Annotated in this window: 19 protein-coding genes and 5 tRNA genes; 12 read left to right on the forward strand and 12 right to left on the reverse strand. The window is 63.1% G+C overall.

The window, feature by feature from the left end; all coding sequences use genetic code 11:
- Nucleotides 1-11: 11 nt before the first annotated feature.
- A complete protein-coding gene (gene bfr / locus AC5WNJ_RS01405; protein WP_131431198.1) occupies nt 12-491 on the forward strand; it encodes a bacterioferritin in 480 nt (159 codons plus the stop codon).
- A 109-nt stretch (nt 492-600) separates the two neighbouring features.
- Here the strand turns inward: bfr and AC5WNJ_RS01410 are convergent, their stop codons facing one another.
- The 8 genes from AC5WNJ_RS01410 to bufA2 form a co-directional block, all read right to left on the reverse strand.
- Nucleotides 601-1,722, reverse strand: a complete 1,122-nt coding sequence (locus AC5WNJ_RS01410; RefSeq protein WP_253062903.1) for a 5-(carboxyamino)imidazole ribonucleotide synthase — start codon at nt 1,720-1,722, stop codon at nt 601-603.
- Nucleotides 1,723-1,725: 3 nt separating this feature from the next.
- On the reverse strand, nt 1,726-2,244 hold the full coding sequence (purE, locus tag AC5WNJ_RS01415; protein ID WP_043333193.1) for a 5-(carboxyamino)imidazole ribonucleotide mutase: 519 nt from the start codon (nt 2,242-2,244) through the stop codon (nt 1,726-1,728).
- Nucleotides 2,245-2,460: 216 nt separating this feature from the next.
- Nucleotides 2,461-2,718 (reverse strand): DUF1653 domain-containing protein, encoded by a 258-nt coding sequence (locus AC5WNJ_RS01420; protein ID WP_225996526.1) that lies wholly within the window; start codon nt 2,716-2,718, stop codon nt 2,461-2,463.
- A gap of 80 nt (nt 2,719-2,798) precedes the next feature.
- Complete coding sequence (gene tcdA / locus AC5WNJ_RS01425) at nt 2,799-3,692, reverse strand: tRNA cyclic N6-threonylcarbamoyladenosine(37) synthase TcdA (protein ID WP_175090077.1); 894 nt, start codon at nt 3,690-3,692, stop codon at nt 2,799-2,801.
- 230 nt (nt 3,693-3,922) lie between these two features.
- Complete coding sequence (locus AC5WNJ_RS01430) at nt 3,923-4,744, reverse strand: pseudouridine synthase (RefSeq protein WP_253063169.1); 822 nt, start codon at nt 4,742-4,744, stop codon at nt 3,923-3,925.
- A gap of 227 nt (nt 4,745-4,971) precedes the next feature.
- Nucleotides 4,972-5,808 (reverse strand): HvfC/BufC N-terminal domain-containing protein, encoded by an 837-nt coding sequence (locus AC5WNJ_RS01435; protein ID WP_253062905.1) that lies wholly within the window; start codon nt 5,806-5,808, stop codon nt 4,972-4,974.
- Complete coding sequence (bufB, locus tag AC5WNJ_RS01440; RefSeq protein WP_253062907.1) at nt 5,805-6,764, reverse strand: MNIO family bufferin maturase; 960 nt, start codon at nt 6,762-6,764, stop codon at nt 5,805-5,807. The genes AC5WNJ_RS01435 and bufB overlap by 4 nt, the downstream gene beginning before the upstream one ends.
- Nucleotides 6,765-6,928: 164 nt before the next feature.
- Nucleotides 6,929-7,195 (reverse strand): BufA2 family periplasmic bufferin-type metallophore, encoded by a 267-nt coding sequence (bufA2, locus tag AC5WNJ_RS01445; protein WP_253062909.1) that lies wholly within the window; start codon nt 7,193-7,195, stop codon nt 6,929-6,931.
- Nucleotides 7,196-7,465: 270 nt separating this feature from the next.
- On the opposite strand from bufA2, the gene AC5WNJ_RS01450 reads away from it, so the two are divergent.
- Nucleotides 7,466-9,964 (forward strand): fatty acid cis/trans isomerase, encoded by a 2,499-nt coding sequence (locus AC5WNJ_RS01450; RefSeq protein WP_253062911.1) that lies wholly within the window; start codon nt 7,466-7,468, stop codon nt 9,962-9,964.
- Nucleotides 9,965-10,177: 213 nt separating this feature from the next.
- Here AC5WNJ_RS01450 and fnr read toward each other — a convergent pair whose 3' ends face one another.
- The 4 genes from fnr to AC5WNJ_RS01470 all read right to left on the reverse strand — a co-directional run bounded on the left by fnr (nt 10,178) and on the right by AC5WNJ_RS01470 (nt 13,693).
- Nucleotides 10,178-10,927 (reverse strand): fumarate/nitrate reduction transcriptional regulator Fnr, encoded by a 750-nt coding sequence (gene fnr / locus AC5WNJ_RS01455; protein ID WP_253062913.1) that lies wholly within the window; start codon nt 10,925-10,927, stop codon nt 10,178-10,180.
- Between the two features lie 369 nt (nt 10,928-11,296).
- Entirely contained in the window at nt 11,297-11,566 is a 270-nt protein-coding gene (locus AC5WNJ_RS01460) for a hypothetical protein (RefSeq protein ID WP_176676031.1), read from the reverse strand.
- 22 nt (nt 11,567-11,588) lie between these two features.
- Complete coding sequence (locus AC5WNJ_RS01465; protein WP_253062915.1) at nt 11,589-12,206, reverse strand: cbb3-type cytochrome c oxidase subunit II; 618 nt, start codon at nt 12,204-12,206, stop codon at nt 11,589-11,591.
- Entirely contained in the window at nt 12,203-13,693 is a 1,491-nt protein-coding gene (locus AC5WNJ_RS01470; protein WP_253062917.1) for a cbb3-type cytochrome c oxidase subunit I, read from the reverse strand. Before AC5WNJ_RS01470 ends, AC5WNJ_RS01465 begins: the two co-directional genes overlap by 4 nt.
- A 322-nt stretch (nt 13,694-14,015) precedes the next feature.
- Here AC5WNJ_RS01470 and AC5WNJ_RS01475 point away from each other — a divergent pair, with 322 nt between their 5' ends.
- The 10 genes from AC5WNJ_RS01475 to AC5WNJ_RS01520 all read left to right on the forward strand — a co-directional run bounded on the left by AC5WNJ_RS01475 (nt 14,016) and on the right by AC5WNJ_RS01520 (nt 23,330).
- Nucleotides 14,016-14,882, forward strand: a complete 867-nt coding sequence (locus AC5WNJ_RS01475) for an alpha/beta family hydrolase (RefSeq protein ID WP_495930346.1) — start codon at nt 14,016-14,018, stop codon at nt 14,880-14,882.
- Between the two features lie 216 nt (nt 14,883-15,098).
- Nucleotides 15,099-15,174, forward strand: a tRNA-Val gene (locus AC5WNJ_RS01480).
- A gap of 78 nt (nt 15,175-15,252) precedes the next feature.
- A tRNA-Asp gene (locus AC5WNJ_RS01485) sits at nt 15,253-15,329 on the forward strand.
- A 41-nt stretch (nt 15,330-15,370) separates the two neighbouring features.
- A tRNA-Asp gene (locus AC5WNJ_RS01490) sits at nt 15,371-15,447 on the forward strand.
- A 49-nt stretch (nt 15,448-15,496) separates the two neighbouring features.
- Nucleotides 15,497-15,573 (forward strand) — tRNA-Val (locus tag AC5WNJ_RS01495).
- 4 nt (nt 15,574-15,577) lie between these two features.
- A tRNA-Asp gene (locus tag AC5WNJ_RS01500) sits at nt 15,578-15,654 on the forward strand.
- A gap of 470 nt (nt 15,655-16,124) precedes the next feature.
- Nucleotides 16,125-18,152 carry an FAD-dependent oxidoreductase gene (locus AC5WNJ_RS01505; RefSeq protein ID WP_495930347.1) on the forward strand — a complete coding sequence of 676 codons (2,028 nt, stop codon included), beginning with the start codon at nt 16,125-16,127 and terminating at the stop codon, nt 18,150-18,152.
- A 203-nt stretch (nt 18,153-18,355) separates the two neighbouring features.
- The gene (locus AC5WNJ_RS01510; RefSeq protein WP_253062923.1) at nt 18,356-19,429 is read left to right on the forward strand and encodes a 1-aminocyclopropane-1-carboxylate deaminase/D-cysteine desulfhydrase; all 1,074 of its coding nucleotides are present in this window, start codon (nt 18,356-18,358) and stop codon (nt 19,427-19,429) included.
- 199 nt (nt 19,430-19,628) lie between these two features.
- A complete protein-coding gene (locus AC5WNJ_RS01515; protein WP_253062925.1) occupies nt 19,629-20,714 on the forward strand; it encodes a threonine aldolase family protein in 1,086 nt (361 codons plus the stop codon).
- Between the two features lie 693 nt (nt 20,715-21,407).
- On the forward strand, nt 21,408-23,330 hold the full coding sequence (locus tag AC5WNJ_RS01520) for a PrkA family serine protein kinase (RefSeq protein WP_175089999.1): 1,923 nt from the start codon (nt 21,408-21,410) through the stop codon (nt 23,328-23,330).
- The last annotated feature ends 42 nt before the right edge of the window (nt 23,331-23,372 follow it).

Below are 23,372 nucleotides of genomic sequence, written 5' to 3' on the forward strand. Positions count from 1 at the left end.
GGAATGGCGACATGAAAGGCGATCCCAAGATCATCGAGCATCTCAACACCATACTGGCCAACGAACTGGTCGCCATCAATCAGTACTTCCTGCATGCACGCATGTACAAGGACTGGGGCCTCAAGCGCCTGGCCAAGTGGGAATACGACGAGTCCATCGAAGAGATGCGTCACGCCGATACCCTGATCGAGCGCATCCTGTTCCTGGAAGGTCTGCCCAACCTGCAGGACCTCGGCAAGCTGCGCATCGGCGAGAACACCAAGGAAATGCTCGAGTGCGATCTGGCGCTGGAGCACCAGGCACATGGCGATCTGAAGGAAGCGATCGCCTACGCCGAACAGATTCGCGATTACACCTCGCGTGATCTGTTCCGCAAGATCCTCGACGACGAGGAAGAGCATATCGATCATCTGGAGACCGAGCTGGGTCTGATCGAGAAGGTCGGCATCGAACTCTACCTGCAGAAGCAGATCCACCACGAGATCGACTGATTCCGTGGCGGCTCGCTGAGTCGTGGCGAAACGAAAACGCCCCCGCTGCCGATGGCAGCGGGGGCGTCTTGTCTTGGGCTGTGCAAATCTTCAGTGGTGCAGAACCGGCTTACTTGCCCAGTTCATTGACCAGCAGCGCTTCGGCAGCCGCGAGGCGTGCGTCGAGGCTCTCCTTGTCGCCAGCCAGCACCGTGATGTGGCCGATCTTGCGTCCCGCGCGCGGTGCCTTGCCGTAGTCGTGCAGGCGCGCGCCGGGGATGGCGAGCACGGCGTCACGTTCCGGCATGCGGCCGATGATATTGAGCATCGCGCAGGGCGTGAGCAGTGCGGTCTCGCCCAGCGGCATGCCGGCGACGGCACGCAGGTGATTCTCGAACTGGCTGGTGACGGCGCCTTCGATGCTCCAGTGACCCGAGTTGTGCACACGCGGGGCGATCTCGTTGGCCAGCAGGCGCTCGCTGCCATCGGCGTTCTTGACGACGAAGAACTCGAAGGCCATCACGCCGACGTAGTCGAGTTCGTGCATCACCTTGAAGGCCGCCGCCTCGGCTTCGGCCTGCATGCCGTGGGAGTCGAGCGGCGTGGAGCAGTGCAGGATGCCGCTGCGATGTTCATTGCGCGACAGCGGCCAGGCGCGTGTCTCGCCATCACGACCACGTACCGCGATCACCGAGACTTCGTGATCGAAGGCGATGAAGCCTTCCAGGATCAGCGGCACGCTGCCGAGTTCAGCGAAGGTGTCGGCGACGTCTGCCATCTCGCGCAGTACCTTCTGGCCCTTGCCGTCATAGCCCAGCGTGCGTGTCTTGAGCACGGCGGGCAGACCGATGGTCGCGACGCCCGCTTCAAGATCCGCCTGGCTGTCGACCAGCGCCAGCGGCGGCACCTCGATGCCCAGACGCATGAACAGCGACTTCTCGCTCCAGCGGTCACGCGCGGTATCCAGGGCGCCAGCCGGCGGGAAGGTCGGGCGCTCGGCCGCCAGACGCGCGACGGAGTCCGCCGGCACGTTCTCGAACTCGAAGGTGACGGCGTCAGACGCCGCTACCAGCTGCGTCAGGGCAGCATCATCCTGCCAATCGGCGCAGAGGTGATGGCCGTGGACGCGACCGCAGGGCGAATCCGAAGGATCAAGGAAGGTGAAGCGGGCATTCAGGGCGGCGCCGGCCTGAGCCAACATGCGGCCCAGCTGACCGCCGCCGACGATACCGAAGCGGAACGGCTGGCTCATGGCTTACTCGCCTCCGTGGGACAGGCTGGGTGCGTCGGGGCGCGGGTCCGGATTGTCGAGCACACGGTCGGTCTGCTCGGCACGGAAGTTGATCAGTGCGGTGCGGATGGCCGGGTACTTGTTGGCCAGCTGGCTGGCGGCCAGCAGCGCGGCATTCACGGCACCGGCGCGGCCGATGGCCAGTGTGCCGGTGGGGATGCCGGCGGGCATCTGCACGATGGAGAGCAGGGAATCGACACCTGACAGCATGCTGGACTGCACCGGCACGCCCAGCACCGGCAGCCAGGTCTTGGCGGCACACATGCCCGGCAGATGCGCCGCGCCGCCGGCACCGGCGATGATGACCTCAAGGCCACGCTCGGCAGCGGTATCGGCATAGTCGAACAGCAGGTCGGGCGTGCGATGGGCAGAGACGACCTTGACCTCGTGTTCGATCCCCAGCGCTTCCAGGGTTTCGACCGTATGGCACATGGTCGCCCAATCCGATTTTGATCCCATGATGACACCAACCAGTGCGCTCATGCTTCCTCCGCTCTTGACGTGGTATGAACCAGCTCACAGTGCCTGCCAGAAGTGCCGGGCAATGCGCTGTGTGGGCGTGGCCGAGCCGTGTGGGCAGATCATGCCCGCAAGCGGCTCAATGCGTATGTCTGGAAAAACAAGCGGCGCAGTATAGCACCGCGACCGACAGGCGGCATGTACCTGTCTGGACGGTCAGGATGTGGGTGCGCCCGTGGATCAGCAGGACCACGCCGAGACCAGCGCGAAGCGTGGCACCGGCTCGCCCTGGATCTCGACGTTCTCCATGAACATGCTCAGCGGGCGCACCCACAGCCCGCATTCACCATACAAGGCACGATAGACCACCAGCAGCTCTTCGGTCTCGCTGTGGCGACTGGTGCCGATAACTTCGTACTGCGCGCCCTTGTAGTGGCGGTAGAGACCCGGCACGGGACGATTTTCCGGCAGCGGCGGCATGGCGGGCAGGTCAGTCATGGCGATTTCCTTGAGGGTGAAGCAAGAAGCAAGAAGCAAGAAGCAAGAAGCAGTGAAGCCAACAGCGAGAAGCAGGCGTATCAGTCGGCAGCATTCGGCGCCTGGGCGTCATCAGCCACAGAGGTGTCATCGGCGGCAGGCGTGGCCTTGGCACCGCGGCGTGCGATGCGCGCCAGCGCGCGGGCAGCGGCGGTGAAGCCGAAGCTGCCGGTGACGAAGGTGGCCGCACCGAAGCCGCCGGCGCAATCCAGGCGTGTGGCGCTGTCGCCGGGCTTGGTGGCACACACCTCGCCGTCGGCGCCGGGGTAGGTCAGCTGCTCGTCGGAATAGACGCACTCGACATCGAATCGGCGCTTCAGGTTGCGGCTGAAATTGTAGTCGCGACGCAGCAGTGAGCGAACGCGTGCCAGCAGCGGGTCCTGCTCGGTGCGGGCAAGATCACCGATCTGGATGCGCGTCGGGTCGAGCTGGCCACCGGCGCCGCCCGTCACGGTCAGGCCCAGCTTGCGCCGCTTGCACCAGGCGATCAGCGCCGTCTTGGCAGGCACGCTGTCGATGGCGTCGATGACGTGATCGAGGTCGTCGTGGATCAGCTCGGCGAGATTGTCCGGCGTGACGAAGGCTGAGATGGCGTGGATCTTCATCTGCGGCGCGATCAGCTGGCAGCGCTCGGCCAGCACCTCGACCTTGGGACGGCCGATCTGGCCATCCAGCGCATGCAGCTGACGATTGACGTTGGAGACGCAGACATCATCGAGATCGATCAGCGTCATCTCGCCGATGCCGGAGCGAGCCAGTGCCTCGGCGCTCCAGCTGCCGACGCCGCCGACACCGATCACCGCGACATGCGCGTGGCGGAAGTGGGCGAAGGCGCTGGCACCGTAGAGGCGACGGATGCCGCCGAAGCGGAAGTCGTAGTCGTCTTCTGCAGGGGCCTGGCTGGCAGCGCCGGCCGCAAAGAAGCTCTCCAGCATCCGTTCGCTGGCGGAGGGCGTGCTGTCGTGGGTCGACGGCTCGCCTGAGGGCTTGCGGTCAGGGCTCTGTTCTTCAGAGCTTTTGTTTTCAGAGCTTTTGTTTTCAGAACTTTTGCTTTCAGAGCTCTGCTGTTCTGGGCTCATGTCGGTCGAGTCCGGGGTGTCGGAAGAGGTGGTCATGCGCAGCTCGCGAATCTCGGGGGAACGGGTGGCAATCGGCAGGGGCACGCTCAGTCAGCCAGGACGCCGTCGGTCGCATCGAGCCAATGTCTGCTCGGGCGCTCTGCCAGGTGTTCAGCGTAGCGTTCGGGCAGATGGCCCAGCCAGCCGAAGCGCTCCATCACTGCCGCGTAGGCACCTTCTGGCGGGCACGACAGGCTCAGCCAGCCGCCCTCGGGATGGGGAAGCTCGAGCCCGACAGCTGCCAGCAGCAGGCGCGGGCATTCCAGTGTCGTGGCGAAGTAGCGATTGTAATTGCCCTTGCCATGCTTGGCATCGCCGATGATCGGGTAGCCACGGCGTGACAGGTGACGGCGAATCTGATGGCGGCGGCCGGTCAGCGGACGGGCCTCGACCAGCGAGAAGCGCGACTGCGGATAGCGATCGATGGCGATGGGCAGCTCGACCTGTGCTAGGCGGCGCGTGTCGGTGATGGCTTCCTGCTCTGGCATCTCGGCCTTGGGCAGCTTGCCGTCTTCCTTGCGCAGACCGTAATCGAGGCGTTGTTGCTCGGGCGCGACGCCGCGCACGATCGCCAGATAGCGCTTGCTGACCTGCTGCTCCTCGAAGGCGGTGCTCAGCTTGCGCGCCGCCTGGGGCGAGAGGCCGAACACCATCAGCCCTGATGTCGGACGATCGAGGCGATGCACGGGGAAGACATGCTGGCCGATCTGGTCGCGCAGGCGCTGAAGCAGAAACTCGGTCTCGTGCTTGTCGATGGGGCTGCGGTGCACCAGCAGGCCCGATGGCTTGTGAGCCACCACCAGCACCTCATCCTGGAACAGGATGTCGAGTGGCTTGGCGGATTCAGTCAGCTCAACAGGCTCGGTCATCTCAGCAGACTCGGCCTCGAGAGGCGTGGGCGTGGCGTCCGTCATCGGCGCAGGTGTCTGAGGCGCCGTCGGCGCGTCGGAGTACGGAGCATCAGGAGAAGAGGACATGGGCATCACGGCAGCAGGAAGACGAAAGCCGACCATCACAATGAGGGTCGGCGTGTATTGTCCGGCTTTCGTCGCTGGCTGTCATGTCCGGCGTGGCGTCGGGCGCGCGGTTGCCTATGTCAGGGCCTGATCAGCAAACCGTCGGCGAGCCACTGCACCAGCAGGTTGATCGCCACGCCCGGGGCTTGTTCTGCCCCCACCTGCGGCGTCAGCAGCTCACCGAGCCGGCCGAAGCTCAGGCCCTTGTCTCCGGCTGCGAGGATGGTGCCGAGAGCCAGGTCTTCCAGTGCATCGAGAGAGCGATAGTGCACCTCGGGCGCGCCAGCGGTGGGTTGGCGCCAGACGATCCAGGGCGTAGGCGTGTCGGACTCGACCGGCGCGCGAGGCGGCTCATCGTTGTCGATGGCCTTCCAGATGGCCGGCGTATCGAAATGGAACATGAAGCGCTGCAGTGACGGATGCGCTGCCAGGGTCAGCTCCGGCCACTCCTCGGGGGCCAGTGTCTGCAGGGCCTCTGCACTCAGCGGAGTGCTGTCCACCACATCCAGTGCCAGCCCCAATGCCCATTCAAAGGCGGCCATCTCGGTGACCAGAGAGCGCTCGGGTTCGCGCGCCGCGACGAAGGCCGGGAAATGCTGGCCTGCCCAGCGAATCGAATAATGACTCGGCGGGTGGGCCGCGAGGTAGTCACGACACAGCAGCCCGAAGGCGTCATCGCCGATCAGGGTGTGAACGGCCTCGAAATCTCCGCCGAAGACCTCGAAGAGCCGCAGTCGATAGGCCATCGCGTAGATGTCGAGGCGCTCCTCGGCACTGGCAAGCTGATCACTGATGACGGACTCGGCCGCCGCGCTGCGGGTGTCAGGGCTAGGTGTCGCGAGGTAGGCGCCCGTGGTCTCCTGCAGCTGCGCCAAGGCGCTGCGATCAGCACCGCCTGCGGGGCTCGCTTGCGTCATGCGCGCAGCCCTCCGTGGTCTGCCGTCTGGTCCTTGTGCGCGGCATCCGCCAGCGGACGACCACTGCGGCGGCGCAACTCGGCATACTCCTGCATCAATTCCGACCACGGCGGGAAGTTGTCGTCGCGCTCGATCATGGTGGCGACATCGCCGAAGCGCTTCCGCGCGGCGTCATACAGCGTCCACACGGCGTCCGGGACGGGCTGGTCATGGGTGTCGATGCACAGCTCGCCGCCCGAGACTTCCTGCCGGATATGCCCGGCCAGATGATGCTGCCAGACACGCTCTGCCGGCATGGCGTCCAGATAGGTCAGCGGGTCGAAGCCATGATTGTGGCTCGAGACGATGACGTTGTTCAGGTCAAGCAGGATCAGGCAGTCGGCACGGCGGCTGACCTCGGCCAGAAACTCCCATTCGCTCATCTCGTCAGGGCGCCAGGTCAGGTAGCTGGAGACGTTTTCCAGCAATAACTGACGGCCGAGCGCGTTCTGGACCTGATCGATGCGTTCGGCCAGATGATCGATGGTGGCATCGGTATAGGGCAGCGGCAGCAGGTCATGGAACTGATGCGCGCCGGTACGCGTCCAGCACAGGTGGTCGGAGACCCACAGCGGTTCGATCCGCTCGCAGAGTGCACGCAGCTCGCGCAGGTAGCGGCTATCGATGGGATGGCTGCCGCCGATGGATAGCGAGACGCCATGCAAGGCGATGGGGTAGTGTTCGCGGACTCGCTCGAGATGATGAAGTGGCTTGCCACCGGCGCTCAATCCGCCTCCCCTCACGCCACCGGATTCGCTTGTGCCGAAGCCCATGTAGTTCTCGCTGATGGCCTCGAACCAGTCAATATCCGGCAGCGTCGTCAGAATCTCGTGGTAGTACTCGGGGCGCAGACCCAGCCCTTGCCCGATACCGGCGCTGGCGGGGGTAGGCAGGCGAGCGGTGACAGCTGTCGTCATGCGGGAATCCTCTTCTCGACGGGGCGGATCGCGAAGCAGTTGGGCTGAATGGCTTCGGCGCGAGCCTGAAGTCACAACCGGAAACGGGAGAACGGTGTGCCGTCCTCCCGTCGGGAATTCGCCACAGGCGCCTGCCAGGGCAGACGCCTGTGCGTGCCTGAGGATCAGCCCTCGATGACAGTACCCCCTTCGCCGACACAGGATTCAGCGCTGGCAGTGTACGACCAGCCTTGGCCCTTGCAGGCGTTGTGACCCTTGCAGGCGCTGTTGGCAGTCGCGCATTCGGAGGTGCCCTTGCAGGAGTTGATGCCGGAGCACTTCACGGCATTGTCACCGGCGTGCACCGGCAGTGAGGTCAGAGCGGCAGTGGAGAACAGCGCGGCGGCAGCGGCAGCGAAGGTAGCGGCAGTAACGGTCTTCTTCATGGTCATGATGGCTTCCTATCGGGCAGGGCCCGTATTTTTTGAATTATGGATCAGGAACATCGTGGTACCCGCTAGCGTCAGACAGCTCGTTCAGGCGGGTCATGACGTCATACGCCGTCAAAACAAGGTTGGATGCGCAGGCGCCAGAAAAAATCTGACATCATTGTTCACTATGCTTGGAAAGGCAGTCCTGGCGAGTTCGTGAGCCTGCTTATGGTACGCTTTCGCTATCATCTGCCTGATTGCCGATATCCCTTTCTCTTGCTGGAGTTCCCCATGCCGGACCTACTTCGACGCCTGTGGCGCATACCGCGCTGGCGCTGGAGCATCGTGCTCGTTCTACTGTTGGGGGGCTGCAGTGCCGTCGCGATTCATCAGCTCGATGAGCGTTTCGGCCCCGCGTCACCGCGTGAGCGGGTGGTGTCGCGGGACACTGTTGCCGGACGTCAGTGGGAGGATGAGGTCAAGCCGGTGATCGAGACGCGCTGCGTGGTCTGTCATGGCTGCTACGACGCTCCCTGTCAGCTCAAGATGTCATCGGCGGCCGGGATCGATCGCGGCATGAATCCGGCGCCGGTCTACGATGGCACGCGCCTGCTGGCGGCCAATCTGACCCGGATGTTCGAAGATGCGGACACCACCGAGCAGTGGCGCAGCATGGACTTCTCGCCGGTGCTCAATGAGCGCTTCGACTCTCCGGCCGCCAATCTGGAGGGCAGTGTGCTGTTCCGTGCGCTCAGCCAGAAGCGCAAGGCGCCGCTGCCGGTGACGGAAGATGGCCTGCTGCCGGAAGACCGCTTCGACCTGTCGCTCAATCGCAGTCAGGTGTGTGCCCCCGTCGAGGGATACGACAAGTTCGCCGAAGACCATCCTGACTGGGGCATGCCCTACGCCCTGCCACAGGTCAGCGATGAAGAGCACCGCACGCTGGTGAACTGGCTGGCCAAGGGTGGCGCGATGACGGGCCCGGCACCGCTGCCCCAGGCGCTGATGCCGCACATCGAGCAGGCCGAGCGCTTCTTCAATGGCGACAGCCTCAAGCAACGCCTGATGAATCGCTATATCTACGAGCATCTCTTCCTGAGCCATGTGTATTTCCCGGGCATCAAGGGCGCGGACGGACGGCCGATCTTCTTCAAGCTGGTGCGTTCCAGCACCCCGCCGGGCGAGCCGATCAAGCGCATCTCCACGCGCCGTCCCTACGACCCACCCTACGCCGCCTACACCGCCGATGAGCGCGCGAGCATGCCCCACGATGACGCCGGGCGTCCGCGGGTCTATTACCGTCTGTGGCAGGAGCGCGCGACGATCCTGGCCAAGAATCATCTGCCCTATGCGCTGAATGATGCGCGCTTCAAGCGCTGGCAGGCGCTGTTCCTGACCCCGGATTACCCGGTGGATGACCTGCCGGATTACGACCTCAAGACGGCCTCGAATCCTTTCCTGACCTTCGAGGCCATCCCGGCCGAATCACGCTATCGCTTCATGCTGGATGAGTCGCAGAACACCATCATGGGCTTCATCAAGGGGCCGGTCTGTCGCGGGCAGGTCGCGGTGGATGTGATCAATGATCACTTCTGGGTCGGCTTCACGGACCCGAAGATGTTCAGTCACCCGGAAGTGGAGCGCACCCTGGCCGAGGAAGGGGAGAATCTCAGTCTGCCCGCCGAGCAGAGCAGCAATGCGTTGCCGATCAGCTCCTGGGTCAAGTTCGAAAGCAAGCAGGCCGCCTACCTCAAGGCCAAGCAGCGTCTGATGTCACAAGCCTATCTGGATGGCGACCTGCGCCTGGATACGCGGGTGATGTGGGACGGCAGCGGCTGGGACGAGGGCCCCGGCCAGGGGCGCAACCCCAACGCGGCGCTGACCATCTATCGCCACTTCGACAATGCTGCGGTGATGAAGGGGCTGGTCGGCGGTGTGCCCAAGACCGGCTGGATCATCGACTACCCGATGCTGGAACGTATCCACTATCTGTTGGTCGCTGGCTTCGATGTCTACGGCAACCTGGGACATCAGCTGATCACGCGGCTGTATATGGACTTCCTGCGCATGGAAGGCGAGAACAATCTGTTGGCACTGTTGCCGGCGGGGGAGCGCCAGGCGGTACATGACAGCTGGTATCGTGATGTCGACCCGGGGCTTGGGGGGCTGCTGTTCAAGAAGCCGCCGCAGTTCGATGCCCCCAGTGACATTGTCTGGACACCGCAGGAGCTCTCGTCGCCGGAGCAGGCCCGCCTTGGCCTGATGCGGCGCATGCAGGAGCGCCTCGCGCCGGAACTCGGTCATGAGCGCAGTCTGAACAATGTCGTGGATGAGCACGTGCGACATGAGTTGCAGGCCCTCGCTGCGGTGCAGGGAGTCTCGGCCAGCCTGATGCCGGAGGTGACGATCGTCGCGCTGGAGGATGGCACTGATGACTCGCCGCGCCTTTACAGCGTGCTGCGCAATTCCGCCCACGCCAACATCACCAGCCTCTTCGATGAGGAGGAAAATCGCCGTCCTGAGGAAGACACTCTCGATGTCTTGCGGGGCGTGGCGGGCGATTACCCGAATGCCTTCTGGCGATTGACGCCTGACACTCTGACGGGGCTGGCAGAGCGGGTGGCGGCACTCGAGAGCGAAGAGGACTACCGCGCCCTGCAGGCCGATATCGGGGTGCGCCGGACTGACCCGCGCTTCTGGGAGTTCTCCGACAGCGTGCTGCGCACCAACTATGCTGATCGCCCTGTCGAAGCGGGTCTGCTGGACTATAACCGCCTCGAGAACCGCTGATTGCCAGCGGGGCTTGAGCGGCCGAAGCACGCTCTGTCGTCAGGACTGTCTGGGTTGTCGGACTGTTTCGATGACTGACGACTGGCCTGACGGAAAGCAGAAGCCCGCCACGCAAATTGCGTGGCGGGCTTCTGACTTGTGTGGTGCCGACATGGCGTCCTGCGGTAGATCAGCGCAGTGTCGCACCGCGTGATGTGCTGTCAGCAGGCGTCATCAGCGACCGCCCTGACACTCGCCCTCGGCCAGCTCGATCAGGCCATCCAGATGCAGGATATGCACCTCGCGGGCACGAATGTCGACCAGCCCCTGGGTCTGGAAGCGGGTCAGGATGCGGCTGATGGTTTCGACGGCCAGTCCCAGATAGTTGCCGATATCGGCGCGCGCCATCGAGAGGCGGAAGCTGTATGGCGAATAGCCTCGGCGACGGAAGCGCTGTGACAGGTTGACCAGGAAGCTCGCCAGCCGCTCATCGGCTGTCTTGCGCGACAGCAGCATCATCATGCGGCGATCTTCGTGCAATTCCTTGCTCAGGCTCTTGAACAGCTGGGTTCTCAGCTCAGGCATCTGCTCCGAGAGCGCATTGAGTCGGTCGAAGGGAATCTCGCAGACGGTGGTGGTCTCCAGAGCCACCGCGGTGCCGGGATAGCAATTGCTGTCGATGGCATCGAGTCCGGCCAGCTCGCTGGGCAGGTAGAAGCCGGTCAGCTGCTCCATACCGCTGTTTTCATTGGTGACCTGCTTGAGACTTCCGGAGCGCACCGTGAAGACGCAATCGAAGGCATCGCCCTGGGTGAAGAGGACTTCCCCTTTTCTGAGTGGCGCGCGACGGCGGATGATGGCGTCAAACTGGTCGATATCTTCCATGTTCAGTGCCAGTGGCAGGCACAGTGAACTCAGCGAACAGGTCTGGCAGCGGGCTTCATGGGCGCGCAAGCGGTGTGATGCCTGTGCATTGGCCGTCATGGTGACTCTCCTGAGGAATGTCACCGCTACCCCTGGGGCAGGGCAGCGGGAGGGGTCTTTCGGGCGCAACGAATGGTGGGGCGGGGCCTTGTCGCCCGCCGCTGCCCTGCTGAGCCGCAGTGTATCGAGCGGCCAGGGTCTGAGCGCTCATCGGCCGAGGCAGCGCAATTCCGTGACGCCATAATATTAGATTTTATTAATTCATTATCCTGCCCAACCCATGGGCGTTGCAAGGTGTGTGAACTTTAGGCCTGGTTGGCCCCGTGTGACCATACCGCGACGACCTGCCTCAGCTGAAGGTGTGAGTCAGTATGCAGTGGCCAGCGCTCAGTCATCAGTCGCTGGTCATCAGTCGCTGGCCATCTGGGCTCAGCCAGCTGCGCCGAGCAGCAGGATCAGCGCGGCAGCCAGCGTCGCCAGTGCCAGAATGCCCCAGGCACGTGGCGCTGGTGTGTCAGGCTGACGTACGCCGTTGATGCGATGTTCCTGCATGGGGCCATCGCCTTCGCGCTCGTTGCTGTCAGCGCGCGAAAGACTGCCCAGTGCCAGCATGGCGAACAACACCAGGCTGCCCAGCGTGAGGGCCAGCACCCAGAGATTCCAGAACAGGGGGAGGCCAGTTGTCTCCAGCAGATTCATGTCGTGTCTCCTGAGGGGGCTGTCATGGGCCACGGCTGGCGGTGTCCCTCGCAGGGGCGGCCTGCTGCAGGTAGGCGAGCAGAGCCGTGATTTCGGCAGTGCCACGCACGTCATTGGGGGCGGCAAGAATCTCGTCTTCCGCGTAGGGTACGCCCAGGCCTTGCAGGGCTCGCATGCGTGCCGCGATACCTTCGCCGCTCAACGCCCGCTCGAACAGCCACGGGTAGGCAGGCATCGCTGAGTCCGGCACCTGACTGCGCGGGTCATGCAGATGCAGGCGCTGCCAGGCATCGTCATGCTGCGCAGGCAGCTGGCTCAAATCCGTCCCCCAGCGCTCGACGCCCCACAGCGAAGGGCGGTCGTAGAAGCGTGCCCGGGTGGTCGTCGCATCGCCGTGGCGCGCCGTGTCGCCCGGTAGATCGCGCACCATGCGTGTGTGGCACTGCTGACAGCCCTCGCGTTGATAGATGCGCTGCCCCTCCAGTGCCAGGGCGCTCAGCGGTTTGAGGTCTTCGGGCGCGCTGGAGAGGCTGGGGTGAGCTCCAAGCGGCACCAGCTGGGCGAGGGCGCCGAGGCTCATGGTGAGCAGGCATAGTGCCGTCATCAGGCCGGCGTGACGTTCGAGCAGGACATGTCTCATGCGTAGTGCCCTCCCGAGGATGTGGCAGGGGGCGTGGCCGAGGGGGATGCAGGAGGCATGGCAGGCTGTGATGATGTCTTCCGCGAGCCGAAATTCGGGAGCTGGCGCTCATGAGCGGCTTGCCGTTCGCTCTTGTGGACAGCCAGGGTGTGCATCACGTTGAGGAGCATCAGCAGCATGCCGAGCGCCCAGCAGACGAGCCCGCCCAACGAAATCATCATCGGCATGCGGGCCGCTGCCAGCACCTCGCTCAGGGTGTATAGCGGTCTGCCGTCATCTGCCAGCACATGCCACATGCTGCCTTGAAGCAGCGTGGTGGCCCAGCTGGCGGCAATGCACAGCAGGGTGCCGATGATGGCCAGCAGGGCATGGGTCTTGAGCAGCGCGAGGGAGCGCATCGGGGGCAGCAGGTGATAGGCCATCACGATGGCGACTGTCGCGACCACCCCCAGGCTTGCTGCCGGCGACAGGCTGTTGGCGGCACTGAAGGTCAGGGCATTGAGGGTCGGCAATGACAGCAGGCTGTATTCAAGAACCGCAAGGGCGAAGCTGATCAGAGCTGCCGCCAGCAGGCAGATCAGCGGATCCCGGCGCACTGAGTGCCAATCCTCCTTGAGTGTCATCAGGCCATTGAGGCTGAGTGCCAGCCCCGGCGCCAGTAGCAGGAGGCCCATCGCCATGCCCAGCGTCTGGCTCCAGGCCGGCAGGGCGCTCGCGAACAGCAGCGGAGCACCTCCCCATGTCACCAGCAGCACCAGCATCCAGAAGCTGGTGGTTGCCAGCCGATGCGAGTGGAGCGGCCGCCGCGAGCGGCTCATCACCATGTGATGGAGCAAGGCAATGAGGCCGAATGCGAACATGCCGCCGGGGAGTGGCCCGGCCTGCCAGCGCTGAATCAGTGCCTCGAGGCTGCCCGTGAAGAGCGGTATCGATTCCAGCAGACCGATCGGCACGCTGAGGGAGATCAGAACATGCTGCATCAACACCAGCATCAGGCCGGCGATGAAGTACCAGCAGGCCACCGGCAGGCGGCGCAGCGTGCGCTGTTCCAATACCGTGAAGAAGACCCACGCCACGGCCAACCAGACGAGGGTCATCAGCAGATCGACGAGCCAGGGGGCTTCGGCCATGTACTGGCCCGAGGAGTAGCCTGCGACAATCGCCAGTGCGCCGAGCGCGACCACGGCCTGCCAGCCGAGGAAGGTGAACTGCATCAGCTTGAGCGTGAAAGGGGGCAGTGCGATATCCGGTATCGCCGTCTCGGCGTCCGTGCGTGATTCGCGTTGCAGGACGCTGTGCATGGCGATGGAGTAACCACCGGCGATCACTGCCGAGCCGCCCAGACCGTAGAGCAGCAGGTGGTGCTGCAAGGGGGCGAGGCGGCCGTAGCTCAGCCAGGCCACTTCCGGCCCCAGCGAGGGCCATAGCCAGATGAGGTTGAGCCATACGGCCAGACAGAGGCTGAGCAGGCCCCAGATGACGGCCATGCGAGCGAAATCATGGCTTGCGTGATGATGATGGTTCACGCGGGATTGGCAGGCCGAAGCCTCAAGAGCTGTACGCATATCACGACCTCGTCGGCAGTGGGCGAAAGCGCAGTGCTGGTGGTGACGGTGCTGGAAGCGGCGCTGCGGGAGCGGCCATATCACCGACGCCACTGTTCAGGGCGGCAGAGCTGGCGCTGAGCGATATCACGCGCGACCATGACCGACTGACAGGCCATCCCTCGCGCTGGAATGCAGCGTTTACCCCTCATCGGTTCCAGCGTTGTCTGGCGCGAGCCGTACGAGATCAACAGGAGAATTTCGCTTGCCCGCCGTCACTTCATCATCGGACGAAGATGCCAATGCGTCCAATACGGCTGAGGTCCCCAGCCCCTACGCCGAGGAAGGCTTTCGTGTCGCCAGCCTGGCCGACGTCGCCTCGGAGCTTGCTGCTCGCCAGACCATGTCCCACGACGCGCTGACAGCGCGAGGGCCGTGGCGAGGCTGGTTGGCGGAACTGGGCCCGCTTGAGATCCATGGGCGTCCTGAGCGTGCCCTGCTGTTGCATGCCCATGGTGCCGGTGCCGGGCGTGAGATCGACTTCCATCAACGGTTCGCTGCTGCCTGCCTGGCGCATGACATGGCATGGCTGGCATTCGATTTCAGCTATCTCGTCAGGATGCGCTGCGAAAGCCGCCGCCGACCGCCACCCCGGCTGCCCAGGCTGATCGAGGAGATGGCGCGCTGGTGTCAGGCGCTGATGGCGTGTGTGGCAGACGTCGACTCCTTGCGATCTCTGCCCTGGCTGGTCGGCGGCAAGTCGATGGGCAGTCGTGTGGCCTCCCATCTGTTGGTGGAATTGGCCCATATGGCGCATGCGCCGTTGCCGGTCGGGTGGTACGCGCTGGGCTATCCCTTCCATCCCACGGGCAAGCCCGACAAGTTGCGCATCGACCATCTGCCGGCTATCCCGATGGCGGGTGTGATCTGTCAGGGCAGCCGCGATCCCTTCGGCACTCGAGAGGAAGTGACGGCATATCCGTTGCCGGAAAGCCTCACCTTGCATTGGCTGAATGATGGCGAACATGATTTCAAACCACGAAAAGTGAGTGGCGAGACGCGTGAAGGACTGATTTCGCGTGCAGCACAGGCCTTGGCCCATCACCCGGCATTGGGCGGAAAGCGGCAGTGAATCATCATTATTTGCGGGGCATTACCCAGGCCTTCGATGGCGACAGCGGCATGTCAGAATGATGACGCAACGCTGATGTTTACTGGCCTGCAGGCGAGATGCAGCGGGAAAGTCCTGTCTTATCAATACTCTGTCGCGGACGATTGCTGAAATTGCGCGTAAAAAAAGTATTGACTCATGGGCCGGATTCCGTAGAATGCAGCGCCAACGAGACAGGGGTGGTTAGCTCAGTTGGTAGAGCACCAGCCTTACAAGCTGGGGGTCACTGGTTCGAACCCAGTACCACCCACCATTTGAAAAAAGTCATTGCTTTTCAAAGCGTTACTTGATTAAATGGCCTGGTTCGTTAGCAGAAGCAAGCGTTTGTCGTGGACCGGTAGTTCAGTTGGTTAGAATGCCGGCCTGTCACGCCGGAGGTCGCGGGTTCGAGTCCCGTCCGGTCCGCCATTCTCGTTTGTCATGCGCCCGATGTTGAGTTGTTCTGAAGTGGACCGGTAGTTCAGTTGGTTAGAATGCCGGCCTGTCACGCCGGAGGTCGCGGGTTCGAGTCCCGTCCGGTCCGCCATCAGAATCGCGAGATATCACCGCTGCTTGCAGCAAAGATCGTTTGTGTTGGGTGATTAGCTCAGTTGGTTAGAGCACAAGCTTCACATGCTTGGGGTCACTGGTTCGAATCCAGTATCACCCACCAATGCGGACCGGTAGTTCAGTTGGTTAGAATGCCGGCCTGTCACGCCGGAGGTCGCGGGTTCGAGTCCCGTCCGGTCCGCCATTCGATCTACAAGAATTCGTGAAACCCGAGCTTTCGAGCTCGGGTTTTTGCGTTTCTGGCTGTCGGAAAGTCTTCAGTACTGATCCAGCCTCGCTTGTCTCCCGTTCTTGTCTCCCGTTCTTACCTCTCTACGTCTCGACCTGGCCCTGTCCCGGCTTGTCGGCCTTCTCGGTGCACATCGCGACGCTCCCCTTTCCCCGTTGACGGGTATCCTGCACGGTTTTCCTCTCGCTGCCGTCATTACTGGTCTCATTCGCGATGTGGCCTTTGGGAGTATTGAGCCCATGGCGCGATGCTCTACACTAGGATCACTCGTTTCATACGATCGTTTGCCATCTATCCTCAGCCGTTGATGTCCTGACAGCCTCCTGCTGATGACCATGATTCATGAGTGTTGCTGATGAGAATGGCGGCGGCGCGATACAACAATGATTGTCCGAGGTGCTCGAGACAGCCAAGGAGAGACCGCAATGACTGCCTATCCGAATATCTTCCGTCCGCTGACGTTGGGCCATATCACGCTCAAGAACCGTGTGCTGATGGGCTCGATGCACACGGGGCTTGAGGAGACTCCCAATGGCTTCGCGCGCCTGGCGGCGTTCTATCGTGAGCGTGCACGCCACGGTGTGGCGCTGATCGTCACGGGCGGTATCGCGCCGAACGCGGAAGGGGCTGTCATGCAGGGGGCCGCGAAGCTGACCACCCCGGAGGAGGCGGAGCACCATCGCGAGGTCACCGAGGCGGTGCACGCCGAGGATGGGCGCATCTGTCTGCAGATCCTTCATGCGGGGCGTTATGCTTACTCACCGGATCAGGTCGCGCCCTCGGCGATTCAGGCGCCGATCAACCCCTTCACGCCACGCGCGCTGAGCACCTCAGAGGTCAAGGAGCAGATCGCCGACTACGTGCGCTGCGCCAGCCTGGCACGCGAGGCCGGCTATGACGGCGTCGAGGTGATGGGCTCAGAAGGCTATTTCATCAACCAGTTCATCTGTCGGCGCACCAATCAGCGCGAGGATGAGTACGGTGGCAGCTTCGAGAATCGCATCCGCCTGGCGGTGGAGATCGTCGCCGGTATTCGTGCCGCGCTGGGTGAGGACTTCCTGATCATCTATCGCCTCTCGATGCTGGATCTGGTCGACGAGGGCAGCACCTGGGAGGAAGTGGTCGCGCTCGGCAAGGCCATCGAGGCGGCGGGGGCGAGCCTGATCAATACCGGCATCGGCTGGCATGAGGCGCGTGTGCCGACCATCGTCACCAGCGTGCCGCGCGCTGTCTTCACCGGGCTGACCCAGCGCATGAAGCAGGAACTCAGTCTGCCGCTGATCACCACCAATCGCATCAACATGCCCGAGGTTGCCGAGTCGGTGCTGGCCGAGGGCCATGCCGACATGGTGTCGATGGCGCGGCCGTTCCTGGCGGATCCTCAATGGGTCAGCAAGGCCATGGCGGACGATGCTGCCATCATCAATACCTGCATCGCCTGCAATCAGGCGTGTCTCGATCACACCTTCCAGATGAAGCTGACCTCTTGCCTGGTCAATCCGCGCGCCTGTCATGAAACCGAGATGGTGATCGAACCCGCGCGACATGAGCGCCGTGTAGCAGTGGTGGGCGCAGGGCCTGCCGGCTTGTCTGCCGCCGTGACGGCGGCCGAGCGTGGCCACGAGGTGGTGCTGTTCGAGGCGCAGTCCGAGGTGGGGGGGCAGTTCAATTTCGCACGCCGCATTCCCGGCAAGGAAGAGTTCGACGAGACACTGCGTTACTTCAACGAGAAGCTGGTGCGTTGTGGGGTCGAGGTGCGTCTCAATACCCGCGCCACCGCCGAGATGCTGGCGGAATTCGATGCCGTGATTCTGGCCTCGGGCGTGAAGGCGAGGACGCCGGATATCGAGGGTGTCGAAGCCGGTATCGAGCGGGGGCAGGTGCTCAGCTATGCCGAGGCGATCAGCGCACCGGAGCGGGTCGGGCGTCGCGTGGCGTTGATCGGGGCTGGCGGGATCGGCTTCGATGTCGCGGAGCTGATGACCCACGTCGAGCCGTCGCCCTCGCTGGATGGTGAGCTTTGGTGCGAGGAGTGGGGGGTAGATCTCTCGGTCAGCACGCCTGGCGGCCTCAAGGCGCCCGTGATACCGCAGGCGCCACGTGAGGTGTGGCTGCTGCAGCGCAAGACCTCCAAGCCCGGCAAGGGGTTGGGCAAGACCACTGGCTGGGTGCATCGCGCGACCCTCAAGCAGCGTGGCGTCAAGATGGTCGCCGGCTGTGAGTATCGCTCGATCGACAGCGAAGGCCTGACCGTCAGCCTCAATGGCGAAGAGCAGCATCTGGCGCTGGATAGCATCGTGCTGTGCGCCGGGCAGGATTCGGTGCTGGAGCTCAAGGCGCCTCTGGAGGCGGCGGGGGTGGAGCTGCATATCGTCGGTGGCGCCGACAGGGCGGCAGAGCTGGATGCCAAGCGCGCGATCGCGCAGGGCACCATGGCGGCCGCAGCCCTTTGAGTTGACCGCGATCACGCATGGGGATATTCAGCGTTGAGCTGAGCCTGACCACTGCCTAGACTGATGGAAGCCATCGCGGACGCCGTGCCTTTGTTGCATGTGCCTCCGTGGTGGCTTTGTCGTCTTCAGAGTTTGCCTCAGGCGCCGCGCCAGCGGCTCGATGCGCTCTGATTACTGCCTTGCCGCCACGATGGGATCTGCTCATGTCACCGCACGCCACCGCCTCACGCCATGCCACCGCTGAGGCTCTGATGCCGGACGCCGAGGACAGCCCTTTGTCGTCGCAGAGGGAGGGCGCTCGGGCTTCATCATTGCTGGCCGCCTCCCCGCCGGTAGCCGAGACACTGGACAGCCTGCTGGATCTGTTCACGCCGCCAGCGGTCGAGCGCCTGGCGTGGCCGCTGGCCGATGAGGCCGGTGTGATCGTCGAGTGCCTGCGCGCTGACACGCTGGATAGCGAGATTTCCGGTAACAAGGCCTGGAAGTTGCGCCTGCCGCTGGCCAGGGCGTTGAGCGAGAAGCGGGGCATCATCAGCTGTGGAGGGGGGTGGTCGAACCATCTGCATGCATTGGCGGCGGCGGGTGCCAGATTGGGTATCGAGACGCATGGCCTGGTGCGCGGGCACCCCGAAGCGCCGCTGACGCCCACGCTCGCCGATGCACGTGACAATGGCATGCGCTTGAGTTTCGTCTCGCGAGCCGAGTACCGGCAGCGCGACCAGCCTGATTTTGCCAGGCGCCATGGCGAGGGAGTATGGATTCCCGAGGGTGGCGGTTGCGTGGAGGGTGTCGCCGGGCTGGCACCGTTGGCCCAGGCGTTGGCCGAGCCGGTGCCCGGCGAGTCTGCGCCGCAGCTGGTACTGCTGGCCTGTGGCAGCGGCACGACGCTTGCCGGGGTGCTGAGCGCGCTGGGCGAGCGCGATGGGCTGCGGGTCATCGGGGTGCCGACCATGAATCATGGCGATCAGCTCTACCATCGTGTGCGTCGCCTGCTGGCGGAGAGTGGCGGCAGCCAGCAGAAGACGCCGGAGTGGGGGCTGTGGCTGGGCGCGCAGGCCGGCGGCTTTGCCAAGGCGCCTGACTGGTTGATCCAGTTCATTCAGCGCTTCGAGGCTGAGACCGGCGTTGCGGTGGAGCCGGTCTACACCGCCAAACTGTTTGCGGCGCTGGCGCACCATCTGGCCAATGGTCTGATCGCACGCGGTACGCGCATTCGCGTGCTGCACAGCGGGGGCTTGCAGGGGCGACGAGGCTATCCGGCGTTGCAGGCCATCTGAGGGTGCTGCCGGGGTGAGTGTCATCTGGCTCGTCCCCTCCTGTGAGGCACCATCCGGTGGCTTGCGTGCAGCCTTCACCTGCCACTGGCGGCGACGTGCAGCGCTGTTATGATGGAGTTTCTGCAGCGGCTCCTGCCATCCGGGAGCCGTGTCTGTTTCACCGGACAGGGTGATCCCCTGTCCCGCTCTGGAAATTCCCATGACGACTGACGCCATTGCCCCGACCCCCGCTGCGACCTCTGCTGCCGATGAAGCGTGCACTTCACGCTTTCTGGCCAGTGACAACACGTCCGGTATCTGTCCCGAGGCGATGGCGTACATGATGCAGGCCAATCGTGATGACGATCTCGCCTACGGCAATGACCGCTGGACGCAGCAGGTCACCGACAGCTTCCGTCAGCTGTTCGAGACCGAGTGCGAGGTGTTCTTCGTCTTCAATGGCACCGCCGCCAACTCCCTGTCGCTGGCCCATCTGTGCCAGTCCTACCACAGTGTCATCTGCCACGAACTGGCCCATATCGAGACCGATGAATGCGGTGGGCCGGAGTTCTTCTCCAACGGTTCCAAGTTGCTCAACGCGCCGGGCCCCAACGGCAAGCTGACGCCGGAAGGCATCGAGCAGCTGGTCACCAAGCGCAGCGATATCCACTATCCGCGTCCGCGGGTGATCTCCCTGACCCAGTGCACCGAGGTCGGCACCGTCTACAGCCTGGAAGAGCTGCAGGCAATTCGTGAAGTGGCGGACCGTCATGACCTTCAGATCCATATGGATGGCGCCCGTTTCGCCAATGCCTGCGCCGCGCTGAATGTCTCGCCCGCTGAGCTGACCTGGAAGGCGGGCGTGGACGTGCTGTGCTTCTCCGGCACCAAGAATGGTCTGGCCATGGGAGAGGCGGTGATCTTCTTCGATCGCAAGCTGGCACGCGATTTCGATTATCGCTGCAAGCAGGCCGGTCAGCTGGCCTCCAAGATGCGCTTCATCGCGGCGCCCTGGATGGGGCTGCTGGAAAATGATGTCTGGCTGAACAACGCCCGTCATGCAAACGGCATGGCGCAGTATCTGGCCGAGCGACTCGAGGCGCTGGAGGGCATCGAGCTGCTGTTCCCCAGCGAGGCCAACAGCGTGTTCGCCAGCTTCCCCGAGCATGTGCTGGTAGCACTGCGTGAGCGTGGCTGGACCTTCTATACCTTCATCGGTGCGGGCGGCGCGCGCTTCGTCTGCTCCTGGAACACCACCACCGAGTTGCTCGACGCCTTGCTCAAGGATATTCGCGACGTGCTGTGAGTCTCTTGACTCAGGCAGTCCCCAAGGCGTGAGCGCCTCCCTCGAGATCCCCATCGCCCCGGCGATGGGGATTTTTTTGTGGCTTGTTGTCCGGTCTGGTCAACGTCATGCGTGACTGAGGCAATAGTCTGATCAGGTTGGTAGCCACTTCGTCGCCAGTCGTTGTCTTCATGGTCTTTGCGACGAAGCAGGAGGCTGTGTGAAGAGCGGCGGGGGTGGTCGGGTGAGAGGTGTGGACGCGATCATTCTTGCTCGACTGGCTGGTATGCAGTGTCGTCTGGGCGTGCGAGTGACTGGCGTCAACCGTCATTCTCTTCCTATGCTCAGGGTGTGCTGCGGTGCAACATGAGGTGGAGGGAGTACCCGCGGCAGCAGAGACATTGGTCGTGTTCCTGCTTCTTTCTTCAACGTGTTGTCAGGGGGATTCAGGCGCAATCGTAGTGTCTGCTGACCCTCTGGTTGCCGTAGATCCTGTGATGGCTGGCAGAACTGGCTGCGCTGGCGGAAAGTTCGTTGAATGCTTTCATTCACTGTATTGGACACCGGCACCCTATATCGACCTATGCTGATAAACACGCCGAGGCAGTCGTCCTGCGAACGCCATCCAGGCTTTGCAGGCGTAAGATTCCGCTGTCATGCATGAGTAGGCTCGGCGATGGTCCCAGCGACTGATGTCGCGACAAGGAGGCTTCCATGAGTATCTTCGATCACGTGCAGAGCCGCTACGAGCGGATTCAGCAAGAAGAGATGAGTCTCCAGGAGTACCTGGAGTTGTGCCGGCAGGACGCTACTGCCTACGCCAGCGCTGCCGAGCGTATGCTGGCGGCCATCGGTGAACCGGAGGTCATCGATACCGCCAAGGACCCCAGTCTTTCCCGTATCTTTTCCAACAAGCTGATCCGCCGCTATCCAAGCTTTGCCGAGTTCTATGGCATGGAAGAGGCGATCGAGCAGATCGTTTCCTACTTCCGGCATGCGGCGCAGGGACTGGAGGAGCGCAAGCAGATCCTGTATCTGCTCGGCCCGGTGGGCGGCGGCAAGTCGTCTCTGGCGGAGCGCCTCAAGCTGCTGATGGAGCAGATCCCCTTCTATGCCATCAAGGGCTCGCCGGTATTCGAGTCTCCGCTGGGGCTGTTCTCGCCGGAGGAAGATGGTGAGCTGATCGAGAAGGAGTACGGCATTCCTCGGCGCTGCATGCGCAGTGCAATGTCGCCGTGGGCCGCCAAGCGGCTCAAGGAATATGGCGGAGATATCAGCAAATTTCGCGTGGTCAAGCTCTACCCCTCGCGCCTCAATCAGATCGGTATCTCCAAGACCGAGCCGGGTGATGACAACAACCAGGACATCTCTGCGCTGGTCGGCAAGGTCGATATCCGTCAGCTGGAGCTCTATGCCCAGGACGACCCGGATGCCTACAGCTTCTCCGGCGGGCTGTGCAAGGCCAACCAGGGGCTGATGGAATTCGTCGAGATGTTCAAGGCGCCGATCAAGGTGCTGCACCCGCTGCTGACCGCGACCCAGGAGGGCAATTACAACCCGACGGAAGGCATGGGCGCGATTCCCTTCGATGGCGTGGTGCTGGCGCACTCCAACGAGAGCGAGTGGCAGGCATTTCGCAACAACCGCAACAACGAGGCCTTCCTTGATCGCGTCTATATCGTCAAGGTGCCTTACTGCCTGCGCGCCTCCGAGGAGGTCAAGATCTACGCCAAGCTGCTGGAGCATTCGTCGCTGAATCAGGCGCCCTGTGCCCCGGATACGCTGCGCATGCTGTCCCAGTTCATCGTGCTGTCGCGTCTGCGTGAGCCGGAGAATTCCAGCGTCTACTCGAAGATGCGCATCTATGACGGCGAGAACCTCAAGGATACCGATCCGCGCGCCAAATCGATCCAGGAATACCGCGACAGCGCCGGTGTTGACGAGGGGATGGATGGGCTCTCGACACGCTTTGCCTTCAAGATTCTCTCCAAGGTCTTCAACTTCGATGCCAGTGAGGTCGCGGCCAATCCGGTCCATCTGCTCTACGTGCTGGAGCAGCGCCTCGATCAGGAGCAGCTGCCCAAGGAAACCCATGAGCGCTACCTGCGCTATATCAAGGAATACCTGGCACCCCGCTACGTCGACTTCATCGGCAAGGAGATCCAGACCGCCTATCTCGAGTCCTATTCCGAGTATGGGCAGAACATCTTCGATCGCTATGTGACCTATGCCGACTTCTGGATCCAGGAGCAGGAGTATCGCGATCCCGAGACCGGTGAACTGCTGGACCGTCAGTCACTCAACGAGGAACTGGAGAAGATCGAGAAGCCCGCGGGCATCTCCAACCCGAAGGATTTCCGTCACGAGGTGGTCAACTTCGTGCTGCGCGCACGGGCGCAGAACAACGGTACCAACCCGAGCTGGCAGTCCTACGAGAAGCTGCGTGCGGTGATCGAGAAGAAGATGTTCGCCAATACCGAGGAGCTGCTGCCGGTCATCTCCTTCAATGCCAAGGCCTCGGCATCCGACCAGCGCAAGCACGAGGACTTCGTGGCGCGCATGGTGGATCGCGGCTACACCGAGAAGCAGGTGCGCCTGTTGTCCGAATGGTACCTGCGCGTACGCAAGTCGCAGTAAGCCCTGCCGACTGACGACAGGCCTGCCGGCGGGCACGATTGC

The organism is Cobetia sp. PDI-23MA (assembly GCF_059507735.1).

Bases quoted from the DNA above. Each gene is read 5' to 3' on its own strand.
- AC5WNJ_RS01505 (WP_495930347.1), top strand. From the start codon at position 16,125: ATGACTGCCTATCCGAATATCTTCCGTCCGCTGACGTTGGGCCATATC.
- fnr (WP_253062913.1), bottom strand. From the start codon at position 10,927: ATGACGGCCAATGCACAGGCATCACACCGCTTGCGCGCCCATGAAGCC.
- AC5WNJ_RS01435 (WP_253062905.1), bottom strand. From the start codon at position 5,808: ATGACGCAAGCGAGCCCCGCAGGCGGTGCTGATCGCAGCGCCTTGGCG.
- tcdA (WP_175090077.1), bottom strand. From the start codon at position 3,692: ATGCTGGAGAGCTTCTTTGCGGCCGGCGCTGCCAGCCAGGCCCCTGCA.
- AC5WNJ_RS01430 (WP_253063169.1), bottom strand. From the start codon at position 4,744: ATGACCGAGCCTGTTGAGCTGACTGAATCCGCCAAGCCACTCGACATC.
- bufA2 (WP_253062909.1), bottom strand. From the start codon at position 7,195: ATGACCATGAAGAAGACCGTTACTGCCGCTACCTTCGCTGCCGCTGCC.
- AC5WNJ_RS01420 (WP_225996526.1), bottom strand. From the start codon at position 2,718: ATGACTGACCTGCCCGCCATGCCGCCGCTGCCGGAAAATCGTCCCGTG.
- AC5WNJ_RS01515 (WP_253062925.1), top strand. From the start codon at position 19,629: ATGACGACTGACGCCATTGCCCCGACCCCCGCTGCGACCTCTGCTGCC.
- AC5WNJ_RS01410 (WP_253062903.1), bottom strand. From the start codon at position 1,722: ATGAGCCAGCCGTTCCGCTTCGGTATCGTCGGCGGCGGTCAGCTGGGC.
- bfr (WP_131431198.1), top strand. From the start codon at position 12: ATGAAAGGCGATCCCAAGATCATCGAGCATCTCAACACCATACTGGCC.
- bufB (WP_253062907.1), bottom strand. From the start codon at position 6,764: ATGACGACAGCTGTCACCGCTCGCCTGCCTACCCCCGCCAGCGCCGGT.
- AC5WNJ_RS01470 (WP_253062917.1), bottom strand. From the start codon at position 13,693: ATGGCCGTCATCTGGGGCCTGCTCAGCCTCTGTCTGGCCGTATGGCTC.
- AC5WNJ_RS01460 (WP_176676031.1), bottom strand. From the start codon at position 11,566: ATGAATCTGCTGGAGACAACTGGCCTCCCCCTGTTCTGGAATCTCTGG.
- AC5WNJ_RS01465 (WP_253062915.1), bottom strand. From the start codon at position 12,206: ATGAGACATGTCCTGCTCGAACGTCACGCCGGCCTGATGACGGCACTA.
- AC5WNJ_RS01520 (WP_175089999.1), top strand. From the start codon at position 21,408: ATGAGTATCTTCGATCACGTGCAGAGCCGCTACGAGCGGATTCAGCAA.
- AC5WNJ_RS01450 (WP_253062911.1), top strand. From the start codon at position 7,466: ATGCCGGACCTACTTCGACGCCTGTGGCGCATACCGCGCTGGCGCTGG.
- AC5WNJ_RS01510 (WP_253062923.1), top strand. From the start codon at position 18,356: ATGTCACCGCACGCCACCGCCTCACGCCATGCCACCGCTGAGGCTCTG.
- purE (WP_043333193.1), bottom strand. From the start codon at position 2,244: ATGAGCGCACTGGTTGGTGTCATCATGGGATCAAAATCGGATTGGGCG.